This window comes from Lentzea guizhouensis (assembly GCF_001701025.1).
Taxonomy (GTDB): Bacteria; Actinomycetota; Actinomycetes; order Mycobacteriales; family Pseudonocardiaceae; genus Lentzea; species Lentzea guizhouensis.
On record NZ_CP016793.1, the window covers coordinates 558481 to 571894 of the forward strand.

Consider the following 13414-nt stretch of genomic DNA (forward strand, 5'->3'; position numbering starts at 1 on the left):
GTCACGGCAAGGCGTCGAAGGCCCCGATCGTCTCGACGGCCGGCAACCGCGGCGGCGACGCGGCGATCGCCTTGCGCCCCAGCACCCAGTCGGGCAGGTGGTGCTGCAACGCCACACGCCCCTCCGGCGTGATGTCGACCGGCGCGGCCATCCCGTGGTCGATCGCGCGCCGCGGCTTCACCCAGGTGATCCAGCCGCGCAGTTGCAGGATCTCCAGGTCGTCGGCGTCCCAGTGCTTGGCGGGCCGGTGCTCCAGGTACCAGCTGGTGGCGCCGCGGTGCACACCGCCCTGCTCGACCAGGGCGAGGAGCTTGACCTGCTCCTGCGTGACGATGCCAGGGACGGGTGCCGCGGTCTTGCCCTTGCGCTTCACAGGTTCGTCGTCCTTCGGAGATGGTGGGCCCAAACGTCCCCGACAGGCGACAAAGTACGGCACCGACCTGGCTGGTTCCAGGTGTCCGCGAAAGCACGAGGCCCGGACCTGCGCGTGATGGTGATCACGTGCTGGTCCGGGCCTCGGGTGCGATGGGCGCGACAGGGTTCGAACCTGCGACCGCTCGGGTGTAAACCGAGTGCTCTTCCGCTGAGCTACACGCCCGTCATCCACGCACCAGCGAAGCGCGCGGACTCCTACATCATGCCTTGAGGGAGGCTACGGCCTTCTTCCAGGCTTCCTGATCGCGGGCCTCACCGGGGCCGTTCACCTCGGCGAAGCGCACGACACCCTCGGTGTCGATCAGGAAGGTGCCCCGCAGCGCCATGCCGACCGCGTCGTTGAAGACGCCGTAGGACTGCGCGACGGCGCCGTGCGGCCAGAAGTCGGACAGCAGGGGGAACGTGTAGTTCTCCTGCGTCGCCCAGGCCTTGAGGGCGAAGACGCTGTCGATGGAGATGCCGACGACCTGGACGTTCTCGTCCTCGTAGGCGGCGATCTCGTCGCGCAGCTGGCACAGCTCGCCGTTGCAGGTGCCGCTGAAGGCGAACGGGTAGAAGACCAGGAGCACGTTCTTCGAGCCGCGGAACGACGACAGCGTGACCGGCTGCTTGTTGTAGTCGTTGAGCGTGAAGTCCGGGGCTTCCGAACCGACCTCGACCGCCATGAAGAGACCCTCCGGGTTGACAGACTGACCACGGACGGGTGACAACCGCCCGTGACCAAGCCTATGTCAGCGGTGCTCGAGTCAGCGCTTGGCCTTGGCGGACTTCGGCCACACCAGGCGGGTGCCCGCCCAGTCGTCGGCCACGCTGATGTTCGAGGTCTGCGAGAGGCCCGCAGTACCCGAGGCATCGGCGATGTCGCTCGGCTCGACGTGACCATCGCGGCCCGTCTTCGGGGTCAGCACCCAGATGATGCCGTCTTCTGCCAGGAGGTTGGTGGCTTCGAGGAGGGAGTCCACCAGGTCGCCGTCGTCCTCCCGGAACCAGAGCAAGACGACGTTCACCGTCTCGTCGGCCTCTTCGTCGAGGATGTCGGCCCCGATCCGCTCCTCGACCGCGGCACGGAGGGCGTCGTCGACGTCCTCGTCCCAGCCGATCTCCTGGACGACCATGCCCGATTCAATACCGAGCTTCTCGGCGACGCCGATCTTGCCGGCGTCTTCCGCGGCGACCACGGTTTTCACTCCTCCAACTACGCAAGGGCGACAGCCTGTGAAGACTGTCGCCGGAGAGTCCACTACACCGGACAGCGAACACTGTCGGCTACCCCCGGCGCAACTGTTGACCACGTGACACGCCGTAACAGGGACCCCTGTGAACATCCCTAGACTGGCATGACGCATGCTCTACATACCTCTTATCGCGCGCGCGTGAGCGACACGATCCAGAACTACCGATCAGTAGCGGTGACGAAGTCGTCGCGCAAGGACAACGATAGGAGCGCGTGGCACGGTTTCCGGGCCAGCGCGTGTACCGCCAACGAAGCCGAGGAGACACCTTGAGCCCGCAGAACACAGGCCCCGAGCGGGTACGTGTCATTCGCGACGGCCTGGCAGCACACCTGCCGGACATCGACCCCGAAGAGACGGCCGAGTGGCTCGAGTCGTTCGACGAGGTCCTCAAGGGCGGCGGACAGCAGCGCGCGCGGTACCTGATGCTGCGGCTGCTGGAGCGCGCGGGCGAGAACCAGGTCGGCATGCCCTCGCTGATCAGCACGGACTACGTCAACACCATCCCCACCGAGCGGGAGCCGTGGTTCCCCGGTGACGAGGAGACCGAGCGCCGCTACCGCGCGTGGATCCGGTGGAACGCGGCCATGACCGTGCACCGCGCGCAGCGTCCCGGCGTGGGTGTCGGTGGCCACATCTCGACCTACGCGTCCAGCGCCTCGCTCTACGAGGTCGGCTTCAACCACTTCTTCCGCGGCAAGAACCACCCCGGTGGCGGTGACCAGGTCTTCATCCAGGGCCACGCCTCCCCCGGTGTGTACGCGCGCGCGTTCCTCGAGGGCCGGCTGTCGGAACACCAGCTCGACGGCTTCCGCCAGGAGTACTCGCACGCCGGTCCGGGTGGCGGCCTGCCGTCGTACCCGCACCCGCGGCTCATGCCGGACTTCTGGGAGTTCCCCACGGTCTCGATGGGCCTCGGCCCGATGAACGCGATCTACCAGGCGCGGTTCAACCGCTACCTGCGCGACCGCGGCATCAAGGACACGTCCGACCAGCACGTGTGGGCGTTCCTCGGCGACGGCGAGATGGACGAGCCGGAGTCGCGCGGCCTGCTGCAGCTGGCGGCGAACGAGCAGCTCGACAACCTCACGTTTGTGGTCAACTGCAACCTGCAGCGCCTCGACGGCCCGGTGCGCGGCAACGGCAAGATCATCCAGGAGCTGGAGTCGTTCTTCCGGGGTGCCGGCTGGAACGTCATCAAGGTCGTCTGGGGCCGCGAGTGGGACGCGCTGCTGCACGCCGACCGCGACGGCGCGCTGGTCAACCTGATGAACAACACGCCCGACGGCGATTACCAGACCTACAAGGCGAACGACGGCGCCTACATCAAGGAGCACTTCTTCGGCCGTGACCCGCGGACGAAGGCGCTCGTCGAGCCGATGACCGACGACGAGGTGTGGAACCTCAAGCGCGGTGGCCACGACTACCGCAAGGTCTACGCGGCGTACAAGGCGGCCACCGAGACCGTCGGCCAGCCGACCGTCATCCTCGCCAAGACCATCAAGGGCTACTCGCTCGGCAAGCACTTCGCTGCTCGCAACGCGACGCACCAGATGAAGAAGATGACCCTGGACGACCTGAAGGGCTTCCGGGACAGCCTGCGCATCCCGATCACCGACGAACAGCTCGAGGCCGACCCGTACCTGCCGCCGTACTACCACCCCGGCCAGGACGCGCCGGAGATCCAGTACATGCAGGAACGCCGCCGCCAGCTGGGTGGTTTCGTGCCGGAGCGCCGCACGAAGTCGAAGACGCTCGTGCTGCCGGGCGACAAGGTCTACGACGGCATCCGCCGCGGTTCCGGCAAGCAGGAGGTCGCCACGACGATGGCGTTCGTCCGGCTCGTCCGCGACCTCGCGAAGGACCCGGAGATCGGCCCGCGCATCGTCCCGATCATCCCGGACGAGGCACGGACGTTCGGCATGGACTCCATGTTCCCGACGCAGAAGATCTACAACCCGAACGGCCAGGCGTACACCTCGGTGGACGCCAACCTGATGCTCGCCTACAAGGAGTCCGAGCAGGGCCAGATCCTGCACGAGGGCATCAACGAGGCGGGTTCCACGGCGTCGTTCACGGCGGTCGGCACGTCCTACGCCACGCAGGGCGAGCCGATGATCCCGATCTACATCTTCTACTCGATGTTCGGCTTCCAGCGCACCGGTGACGGCCTGTGGGCGGCGGCGGACCAGATGGCGCGCGGCTTCGTGCTCGGCGCCACCGCGGGCCGCACGACGCTGACCGGTGAGGGCCTGCAGCACGCCGACGGCCACTCGCTGCTGCTCGCGCACACGAACCCGGCCGTGAGCTCCTACGACCCGGCGTGGTCGTTCGAGGTGGCGCACATCGTCAAGGACGGTCTGCGGCGGATGTACGGCGAGAACGCCGAGAACATCTTCTACTACATGACCGTCTACAACGAGCCGTACGTGCAGCCGGCCGAGCCGGAGAACCTAGACGTGGAAGGCCTGTTGCGCGGCCTGTACAAGTACCAGGACGGCCCGGCGACCGGTGGCCCGCGTGCCCAGATCCTCGGCTCGGGCGTGGGTCTGCCGTGGGCGCTGAAGGCCCAGCAGATGCTGGCCGACGAATGGGGCGTCTCCGCGGACGTGTGGTCCGCCACGTCGTACTCGGAGCTGCGCCGCGACGCCGTGGACACCGACCGCCACAACCTGCTGCACCCGGACGCCGAGCCGCGCGTGCCGTACGTGACACAGGTGCTGTCGGACGTGGACGGTCCCGTGGTCGCCGTGTCCGACTGGGCGTCGGCGATCCCGGACCTGATCCGCCCCTACGTGCCGACCGACATGACCACGCTGGGCACGGACGGCTTCGGCTTCTCCGACACCCGCCCGGCCGCCCGCCGCCACTTCCTGGTGGACGCGGAGTCGGTCGTCGTGGCCACGCTGGCCGCACTGGCCAAGCGCGGCGAGGTCGAGCAGTCGAAGGTGGTCGAGGCGGCCCGCAAGTACCGCATCGACGACGTGCAGGCGGCTGGTCCGTCCACGTCGGACGCGGGCCTCGCGTAGGTCTTGGAGCTGTTTCGAGGGGCCGTTCCGCTGCGCGCGGGGCGGCCCCTCGGCCGTTCTCAGCGCTCGTACCCGAAGTGCTCGACCAGGTTGCGCAGGTTGACCACGACCGCCTCGCACTCGGCGTCGCGCAGCACGAGGTCGCGGCCGAAGCGGCAGTTGACGATCCCGCTCCGCAGCACCTTGCACCCCGTCAGGTCGAGGTTGCCGCGGACGTGGCACTTCGTCACCGCGAGCAGGTGTCCGCATCTGACCCCCGACATGTCCAGCTTCGAGCCGAAGACGCAGTCGATCAACGCCAGGCCGTCGGCGAAGACCCCGCCGGCGAACGTGGCGGTGCCGTGGAACTTCGAGCCGCCCACCGCCGCGTGCTCTGCCACCCGCAGGCGGGAGAAGTCCGCGTGCCCGTGCACGAACGTGTTCTCGTACTTCAGGCTGCGGACGGAGAGCATCCGCAGTACCGGGTCGACCAGCCTCGCGCGGGACAGGTCGAGGTCGATGTCCGGCCAGCGCTTGCTGCCCACCGCTCGCTGCTCGGGGTCACCGAGGTGCTCCCAGAGCATGCTCTGGACGGTGTGGCGGACCTCCAGCTCGGCGAGTTGCGCGCGGTCAGCCGCCGTCGGCTCGAACGGCAGGCGGAGGTAGGAGCAGAAGACGTCGACCACGGTCTGCTGGTGCCCGGCGTGCTCCTGGGCGAGGCGTTCGAGGGAGTAGACGGCCGCCCAGCCGGACGGCCGCCTTCTCGTGGCCGAGCTGTTCGATCGCCTTGCTGTACTGCTCGGTGAGCCGGCGCTCCGTGCTGTCGGTCACCGTTGTCGCCGACATCTCGCGCTGCAGTTCGAGGGTCTGCTCAGCCGAACGCTGCCGCCTGGTCGCCAGCCAGAGCGCGAACGGTGTGGATCGGCGCGATAGGACAGATGCGCCAGAAAAGCCGCCAAAACGACTGTGCCGGCCAGGGCGACCGCCGCCCACACGAACAACCGCCACTGGACGCAGCGCGGGGTTCACGGGCCGCTGAGGCGTCTGCGAGGACTGAGACGTCTGCGAAGACGACGTCACAGCCTGCTGATGTCACCGCCTGGCGCGAGGGCATACTCGGTGAACTGGCCCGCAATGCTGAACCCGAGCCGCCGATAGACCCTCTCACCTTCGTTAGAGGCTTGTAGAACTGCGATGCGGTAACCCTCAGCACGTGCGGTGTGCAGGGCGGCCAGCGTGATGGCGCCGCCGTAGCCGCGTCGGCGGTCGGTGGCGAGGGTCGCGATGTTGTAGATGCCGGCGACGCCCGCGTGCAGGAACACCTCCGCCGTGCACACCGCCCGGCCGTTCACGTAGCCGACGAGGTAGCGGGCTTGGCCGTGCAACGCGTGTGGGGCGGTGTCGGCGTAGAACTGGCGGACCGTGGCGGCGGGCGGGTCCCAGTTCGCGGCCAGGACGGCCGCGTAGTCGGCGAGCTCGGCTTCGGTGGTGACGCGGCGGATGTCGAGGCCTTCGGCGTGTGGTTCCGGGAGGGCGTCGGACAGCTCCGTCCACATCGCTGCTTCGGACTCCGCCGCGGGCAGGCCGGCCTGGGTGAGCGCGGTGGCGAGGTCGGGCGGCGTGGTGGCGGGGCTGACCCACCAGGAGAACGGGCGGCCGGTCGCCCTGAGCGCGGTGACCGTCTCGGTCACGCGGGCGGTGGCGGTGGCGTGTGTGAAGCGGGCCGAGGCGACGATGTTGAACGTGTCGTCGGGCAGGCCGCTGTCGGCGATCAGGAGGTCGTCGGTCTGCGTGACGGTCGCGTTCGGCAGGTGGCGGTGGAGGTGGGACGCGTGTTCGGCGAGGTTCTGCTCCATGCTCGTCAGAAGGCCGGTGGTGAGCTTGCGCGACGGCTCGTCGGCGGGCTCGACGAGGTCGTACTCGTCGACGTCGAGTGAGGCGCGCACCTCGGCGAGGAACGCGAGCACGTCGGCGGAGAGGGGCCAGCCGAGCTCGGCGTCGTCCGGGTCGTCGCGGAAGTAGCGCACCACCACCATGCTCGCCGTGATGTCGGGGGCGGCGGTGAGGGCGACGAGCTCGTCGCGGATGGGCAGCAGGCGGTCGACGACGTGCTGGACCTGCTCGTCGACGGGTTCGGTGCTCCGGCGGACGAGCTTCCAGGCGTGAGCTCGCGGGAGGTCGGTCTCGGGGCGTTTGCTGCCGCGGACGAGCGCCTCGTCCGGTTCGAGGCCGAGGCGCCGGGTCATCTCGGCTGCGGAGATCGTCGTGCTTTTCAGGGCGAAGTAGCTGTACCGGTCGACACGCACGGCACGCATCGGACCACGTGCTCGGGATCGTCCGCGACCGATATATCAGTGCACCGATATATCAGTTGTGCAAAATACGTTTGCTGACGTCCGCAAACGTATTTTGCATCAGGGCGGGAAGGGGCAGGTCAGCGCGTTGCGGCGGGAAGGCGCTGGCGCCGGTTGCAACGAGGCGGTGCGGCCAAGCGGGCCTGCTCGGGTGCAACGGGCGACGGAGGCATGCAACGGCAGGCGGTGACGGACGTAGGCGGCGGGCGATGCGTGGCGAGCGGGCGGCGGGCTGCGCGGCGCGGCAGCGGCACAGCGCGTTGGGCACCGGCGCCGAGAAGCGGCACCGGTGCCCAACGAGTTAGAAGCGGGGGCGGAGGGTCAGCACTGCGGGACCGGGCGGGCGTGCATCAGAGGCTCGTCGGCGCGGGCGTCGAGGAGCAGCGGGATGTACGAGCGGGCCTCCTGCTTCAGCGGCACGATGCGGTCGCCGCCGCGCAGGTACTGGGACTTGATGCCGTGCAGGTCCAGCTCGTCGCGGTGCTCGGCGTACTGGGCGCCGGTCAGCACGTAGCCGCAGGGAACCGGCGAGAGCACGTCCGCCGGGTCCGGGGGCTGGTTGTCGGCGCCGCCGAAGTACAGCGGGCCCGATCGCACCGCGCGGGAGGCGGCGTTGGCGGACTCGATGGCCGAGCGGTTCGTGCGGGTGAACGACTGGGTGCCGTCCAGGGCGAGGAGGTGGGAGTCGACGCGGAAGCGCGGGGTGTTGTCGACGTTGGTTTCGACGAGCAGGCCCATGCCGTGTTTGAGGCCGCCGGTGTTGCGGAGGATGCGTTCCTGGCCGTCGCCGGCGACTTGGCGGATGGGTTCGCCGGTGACCGGGTCGACGTAGATGCCGTAGACGCCCGAAGTGCGGCCGGCGGCTTCGACGGAGGGGCGGATGTAGGAGCGGGAGAGCGTTTCGGAGAGGGAGTGGACGCCGGGGGCGACGTTGAGGTTGCGGGGCCAGAGCCAGAGGACGTCCTTCACGTAGTACGGCGCGGTGGGGCCGAACTCGTGCAGGTCGTGGATGACGTCGGGGTCGAAGTCGCGGATGACGGCGGCCATCGCGCGGGCCTCGGCGGTGCGCAGGAGCAGGTGGTCGCGGTTGATGTCGATGCCCGAGGAGTTGCCGCGGGTGTCGAGGGCGCGGCCGTCGGGGTTGGCGTTGGGGATGAACAGGTAGGTCACCGGGCCGGTGCGCGGGAGGGAGCGCATGCGGATGAGGCACGCCTCGCGGCCGGCCGGTTCGTCGCCGTGCTGGGAGCAGATGAAGAGCACGACGGTGCGGGCGGAGCTGAGGCCGACCCGGACGAGCTGGACGGGGCGGCCCTGCAGGGTGGTGCCGATCTGGGTGAGCGGCAGGCCCAGTGAGCGCAGGTAGGTCTGTTCCTCGGACTCGGTGGTCCACCTGCCGGTGAGCTCGAACCCGGTGCGCGGCCCGGGAGCGGCTGCAGCGGTGACCGGGACGGCGACCAGCAACGACAGTGCGGCGAGTAACGCGATCAGTCCCCTCATAGGGGAGACTTTGCCGCCTCTGTCAACCGGCGGGCGGTGCGCGTCCAGTCGATGAAACCGTGGACCACCAGGCCCGCGAAGATCAGGTAGACGACCGCGCTGAAGTACAGGCCCGACTGGATCTGCAGCGGCACGCCGACCGCGTCGACCACCAGCCACACCAGCCAGAACTCCACCAGGCCGAGGCCCTGCAGGGCGAAGGCGAGCACGGTGCCGACGAAGATCGCGGCGTCCGGCCACGGTGCCCACGAGGCGTCCAGCCAGTCGAGGACCAGGGCGAACGCGACCGTGCCCGCCACGAAGACGCCGGCGACCACGCCGCGTTCGCGCCACGAGCCCGCGCGCACCACGACGCCGAACACCGGGTCACGCCGGCGCACCCACGCGTACCAGCCGTAGACGGCGATCAGGCCGACCACGACCTGGCGCGTGGCCAGTCCGCCCAGGTGCGAGGACATGTACACGGTGAACAGCAGCGCGACGGACACGAGCTGCACCGGCCAGGTCAAGAGTGAACGCCGCTGCGCCAGGAAGACGACGGCGAGCGCCAGCACCTGCCCGACCAGCTCCGTGTACGCGATCTTCTGCCCGAAGAGCGTCAATCCCAACTCGTACCACACGGCTTGTTCCCCCGTGGTTCAGTCGCCGTATACCGGTGTTTCCTACGTTCCCACCATGTCATCTTCCTTAGCACTCGCGCTCGTGCCTTTGTTCCTGACTGCGCCCACCACGCCCGTCATCACACCGACGGTGATCACGCAGACGTTCGAGGAGCCGGCCGACGCGGACGACCCGGCCATCTGGGTGAACCCGCGCGACACCGAACGCAGTGTGGTCCTGGGCACCCTCAAGGAAGGCGGCCTGGCGGCGTTCGACCTGAACGGCCGCACGATCGACGTGCACCCGGCGCCGCTGCCCCCGACGCCGGACGCCAAGCCCGGCCGGTACAACAACGTCGACGTGCTCGGGAACCTCGCGTTCGTCAGCGACCGCGGCCGGGACCGCATCCGGGTGTTCCAAGTGGACGAACGCGGCGCCAGGGACGTCACGAACCCGGACACCAAGCCGGTCTTCAGCAAGACCGAGGCCGAGGTCGACGACCAGCACACCGTCTACGGCCTGGCCGCCGGTCACGTCAACGGCAAGGACGTCGTCGTCACCAGCCGCCGCAGCGAGACCAGCATCGCCCTGCTGCACGTCACCAGGAACAACGGGTACGACACCAAGAAGGTGTCCACTGTGGATCTCCCGGACACCTTCACCCTGCCGAACGGCAAGAGCTGGACCGTCTGCGGCGAGCCCGGCGAGGGACCGCAGGTCGAGGGCATGGTCATCGACGAGCGCACCAGCACGCTCTACGCCGCTCAGGAGGACGTCGGCATCTGGCGGATCCCGTTGCGCGCGAACGGTTTCGGCAAGCCGCAGCTTGTCGACAAGGTCCGCACGTTCGGTGCACCGCAGAAGTACGACCCGGAGACCGAGGAGTGCGAGGCCGACGGCCCCAACCCCGGTTTCGGCGGCCAGTGGCTCGAAGCCGACGCCGAGGGCCTCACGATCGCCGGCGACGTGCTGCTCGCCTCCAGCCAGGGCGACTCGCGGTTCGTCGCCTACCGCAAGACCGACCTGAAGCCGCTCAAGGACTTCCGGGTCGAGGGCGTCGAGCACTCCGACGGCGCTGACATCGTCGTCGGCAAGCTCAACCTGCTCGTCGTGCACGACGGAGAACGCGAGAACGGCACCGGCTTCGCGTTCATCCGGCATAACCTGTCCCGATGGGGACTCTGAGCCAGGACGAGCTCAACCGGGCACTGATCGAACGCCAGATGCTGCGCGAGCGCGCTGACCACAGCGCGCTCGCCACCATCGAGCACCTCTTCGGCATCCAGGCGCAGGAACCCAAGTCGCCCTACGTCGGCCTGTGGACCCGCCTCCAGGACTTCCAGCCGGCAGAGCTCGAAGACCTCCTCACCTCCAGGCAGGCCGTCCGCATCCTGCTCATGCGCGGCACGATCCACCTGGTCAGCGCGAAGGACGCCCTCGGACTGCGCCCGCACACCCAGCTCAAGCTCGACCGCGAACTGCAGAGCGGGCCGTTCTCCAAGCCCCTCAAGGGCCTCGACCTCGACGAGGTCGCCGAAGCCGGCCGCAAGATCCTCGACGACACCGCCATGGGCACCGCGGACGCCGGCAAGCAGCTCAAACAGCGCTGGCCCGACCGCGAGCACACCGTCCTGGGCAACGCCCTGCGCAACAAGCTCGCCCTCGTCCAGCTCCCGCCCAGGGGCCTCTGGCACACCAGCGGGCGCGCGATCTGCACGACGGTCGAGAACTGGCTCGGTCAACCGCAGGAGGCCATGCCCAAGGAAGAGCTCGTCCTGCGCTACCTCAACGCGTTCGGCCCGGCCACCGTCATGGACGCCCAGCAGTGGTCCGGCATCACCAGGCTCGCCGAGACGTTCGAAGCGCTGCGGCCCCGGCTCGTCACATTCCGGAACGAGGCCGGCAAGGAGCTCTTCGACCTGCCCGGCGCCCCACGCCCGGACGCGGACACCGAGCTGCCCGTGCGCTTCCTGCCCGAGTTCGACAACATCCTGCTCGCCCACGCCGACCGCCGGCGGGTCATCGCAGACGACCGCCTCGGCGTCGTGATCGGCGGCAAGCCCACGGTCCTCGTCGACGGCTACGTCGTCGCCACCTGGTCGGCCAAGGACAAGCAGGTCAGGGTCGACTACATCGACCAGCTGCCCAGGAGCAGGCAGCAGGCGGTCGCGGAAGAAGCCGACCGCCTCCAGACCTGGTTGCGCGCCTAGGCACCGTCAAGCAGCCACGTCGACGCGCGCGCCGTCACCGACGACCAGCCGGTGGCGGCCGCCCGACCCCACCCGCGCCCGCCGCCCGATCAGCGACGTCTCGATGCCGGACACGTTGTGCACCGACGCCTCGTTCAGCACGATCGAGTCGGCCACCCCGGACTCGGTGATCCGGCAGTCCGCGCCGATCGACGTGTACGGGCCGATGATCGACTCCTCGACGAGCGTGCCGGGCCCGATGATCGCCGGTCCGACGATGCACGACCGCACCACGCGCGCGCCCTCCTCGACCACGACGTCACCGATCAGCCGCGACTCGTCGTCGACGATGCCCTGGACGTCCCCGCGCAGCCCCATCAGCAGCTCGCGGTTGCACTCCAGCACGTCCTCGACCCGGCCGGTGTCCTTCCAGAACCCCGAGTAGATCCGCGCCCGAACGTCGCGCTCGTGCGTCACCAGCCACTGCAACGCGTCGGTGATCTCGAACTCGCCCCGCCACGACGGCTCGATCGCGTCGATCGCGGCGTGGATCGCGGGCGTGAAGAAGTAGACCCCGATCATCGCGAGGTCGCTGCGGGGCTCGCGCGGGTGCTCGATCAACCGGGTCACGCGCGAGTTCTCGTCGACCTCGGCCACGCCGTAGAGCCGCGGGTCCTCCACCTTGTCGACCAGCACCTGGGCCGACGGCCGCAGCCGCGCGAACTCGTCGGCGATCTGCCCGATGCCCTCGGCGAGGACGTAGTCCCCCAGGTACAGCACGAAGTCGTCGTCACCGAGGAACGGCCGGGCGATCTTCACGCAGTGCGCGACCCCCAGCGCGAAGTCCTGGTCGAGGTAGGTGAGCGAGACACCCAGCACGGCGCCGTCGCCGAACATCTCGATGATCTCGCTGCCGTTCTCGCCGACGACCAGGCCGATCTCGGTGACCCCGATGTCCCGCAGGTTCTCCAGCACGTACTCCAGCACCGGCTTGTTCGCGATGGGAACCAGTTGCTTCGGCAGGGAATGCCCGGCCGGGCGCATCCGTGTTCCCGCGCCTCCGGACAGCACAAGGGCTTTCATGGGTCCTCCACCGCGGCAGCGGAACGTTCGGCAGGACACGAGCGTCCGGCCGCCTGCTGGACGACAGCTGGAGAACCGTCAGAACACGAGGAAGGGGCGCCGCGCGTGATGTTTGCGCGACGCCCCTCCCAGCAGGTGCGACTACCTGTCGGACATCGGCGTGCCCGACGGCGGGGTCGGGGCGTCCATCCGGCCGCCGACGTTCGCCGGCATCTCCTGCGACGCGCGCGGCATCGGCGACTGGGCCTGCGCCTCCTCCTGCACGCGGTTCAGCCAGCCCTCCCAGCGCGACTGCATCGGGCGGACCAGGCCGCCGCCGACACCGATGATGATCACACCGGCCACGGTGGCGAGCACGGCGACGAGCACCGGCATGGTGACCGAGACGGCGATGCCGAGCTGGTTGAGCGCGGCGATGACGCCCAGCGCCATCACGAAGCCGTAGGTGATGTTGCCGAGCAGCTTCGTGTACGAGCGCTGGCCGAGCGCACCGGTCACCAGGCCGCGCAGCGCGGTGCCGATCGCCGACGCGACGATCACCAGCACCAGCGCGACGACGATGCGCGGCAGGTAGGCGATGACCTCGTTCAGCAGCGTGCTGACCGGGTTCGAGGCGCCGAAGACGCCGAACGCCAGCTGCAACGCGATCAGCAGCACGAAGTAGTACACGATCTTGGCGATCAGGCCGGTCGCGTCCATCGACGACTGCTTCATCGCGCCGGTCAGGCCGGAGCGCTGCACGAGCTTGTCGAAGCCGACGCGCTTCAGCAGGAAGTTCACGCCCTTCGAGAGCGCCTTCGCGATGAACCAGCCGATGACCAGGACGAGCAGGAAGCCGAGCAGCTTCGGCACGAACGTGGCCACCATCGCCCACGCCTGGCCCAGGCCCTCGGTGATTTGCGAGCCCACGGGCCCTCCTAGAACAAAGTTGCGGTGAGTGAAGATCCGACCAGGTGATCGTTTCGCGGATCACACCGCCCAGCAACCGCGACACTGTGACACGAAAGGGTGGCTGA

At 68.9% G+C, this 13414-nt stretch carries 12 protein-coding genes and 1 tRNA gene; 3 read left to right on the forward strand and 10 right to left on the reverse strand.

What is annotated here, in order from left to right; translation table 11 throughout:
* Window position 1: 1 nt before the first annotated feature.
* The 4 genes from BBK82_RS02700 to BBK82_RS02715 all read right to left on the reverse strand — a co-directional run bounded on the left by BBK82_RS02700 (window position 2) and on the right by BBK82_RS02715 (window position 1613).
* A complete protein-coding gene (locus BBK82_RS02700; RefSeq protein WP_065913559.1) occupies window positions 2–373 on the reverse strand; it encodes a hypothetical protein in 372 nt (123 codons plus the stop codon).
* A 153-nt stretch (window positions 374–526) separates the two neighbouring features.
* A tRNA-Val gene (locus tag BBK82_RS02705) sits at window positions 527–598 on the reverse strand.
* A gap of 37 nt (window positions 599–635) precedes the next feature.
* Window positions 636–1100, reverse strand: a complete 465-nt coding sequence (locus BBK82_RS02710) for a peroxiredoxin (protein ID WP_065913560.1) — start codon at window positions 1098–1100, stop codon at window positions 636–638.
* 81 nt (window positions 1101–1181) lie between these two features.
* Entirely contained in the window at window positions 1182–1613 is a 432-nt protein-coding gene (locus BBK82_RS02715) for a DUF3052 domain-containing protein (protein ID WP_065913561.1), read from the reverse strand.
* A 323-nt stretch (window positions 1614–1936) separates the two neighbouring features.
* Between BBK82_RS02715 and aceE the strand changes: the two genes are divergently transcribed.
* Window positions 1937–4696, forward strand: a complete 2760-nt coding sequence (gene aceE, locus BBK82_RS02720; RefSeq protein WP_065913562.1) for a pyruvate dehydrogenase (acetyl-transferring), homodimeric type — start codon at window positions 1937–1939, stop codon at window positions 4694–4696.
* 59 nt (window positions 4697–4755) lie between these two features.
* Here the strand turns inward: aceE and BBK82_RS02725 are convergent, their stop codons facing one another.
* The 4 genes from BBK82_RS02725 to BBK82_RS02740 all read right to left on the reverse strand — a co-directional run bounded on the left by BBK82_RS02725 (window position 4756) and on the right by BBK82_RS02740 (window position 9146).
* Entirely contained in the window at window positions 4756–5361 is a 606-nt protein-coding gene (locus tag BBK82_RS02725) for a hypothetical protein (protein WP_065913563.1), read from the reverse strand.
* A gap of 390 nt (window positions 5362–5751) precedes the next feature.
* On the reverse strand, window positions 5752–6990 hold the full coding sequence (locus tag BBK82_RS53675; RefSeq protein WP_237048012.1) for a GNAT family N-acetyltransferase: 1239 nt from the start codon (window positions 6988–6990) through the stop codon (window positions 5752–5754).
* Between the two features lie 360 nt (window positions 6991–7350).
* Window positions 7351–8526, reverse strand: coding sequence for a M14 family zinc carboxypeptidase (locus tag BBK82_RS02735; RefSeq protein ID WP_065913564.1), 1176 nt, complete (start codon window positions 8524–8526; stop codon window positions 7351–7353).
* Window positions 8523–9146 (reverse strand): nicotinamide mononucleotide transporter family protein, encoded by a 624-nt coding sequence (locus tag BBK82_RS02740; protein ID WP_065913565.1) that lies wholly within the window; start codon window positions 9144–9146, stop codon window positions 8523–8525. The genes BBK82_RS02735 and BBK82_RS02740 overlap by 4 nt, the downstream gene beginning before the upstream one ends.
* A 55-nt stretch (window positions 9147–9201) precedes the next feature.
* Here BBK82_RS02740 and BBK82_RS02745 point away from each other — a divergent pair, with 55 nt between their 5' ends.
* Both BBK82_RS02745 and BBK82_RS02750 read left to right on the forward strand, forming a co-directional pair.
* Window positions 9202–10311 (forward strand): phytase, encoded by a 1110-nt coding sequence (locus BBK82_RS02745; RefSeq protein WP_083267751.1) that lies wholly within the window; start codon window positions 9202–9204, stop codon window positions 10309–10311.
* A complete protein-coding gene (locus tag BBK82_RS02750) occupies window positions 10299–11336 on the forward strand; it encodes a winged helix DNA-binding domain-containing protein (RefSeq protein ID WP_065913566.1) in 1038 nt (345 codons plus the stop codon). Before BBK82_RS02745 ends, BBK82_RS02750 begins: the two co-directional genes overlap by 13 nt.
* Window positions 11337–11342: 6 nt before the next feature.
* Here the strand turns inward: BBK82_RS02750 and BBK82_RS02755 are convergent, their stop codons facing one another.
* Window positions 11343–12398 (reverse strand): glucose-1-phosphate thymidylyltransferase, encoded by a 1056-nt coding sequence (locus BBK82_RS02755; protein ID WP_065913567.1) that lies wholly within the window; start codon window positions 12396–12398, stop codon window positions 11343–11345.
* A 141-nt stretch (window positions 12399–12539) separates the two neighbouring features.
* A complete protein-coding gene (locus BBK82_RS02760; RefSeq protein ID WP_065913568.1) occupies window positions 12540–13307 on the reverse strand; it encodes a mechanosensitive ion channel family protein in 768 nt (255 codons plus the stop codon).
* Window positions 13308–13414 lie beyond the last annotated feature (107 nt).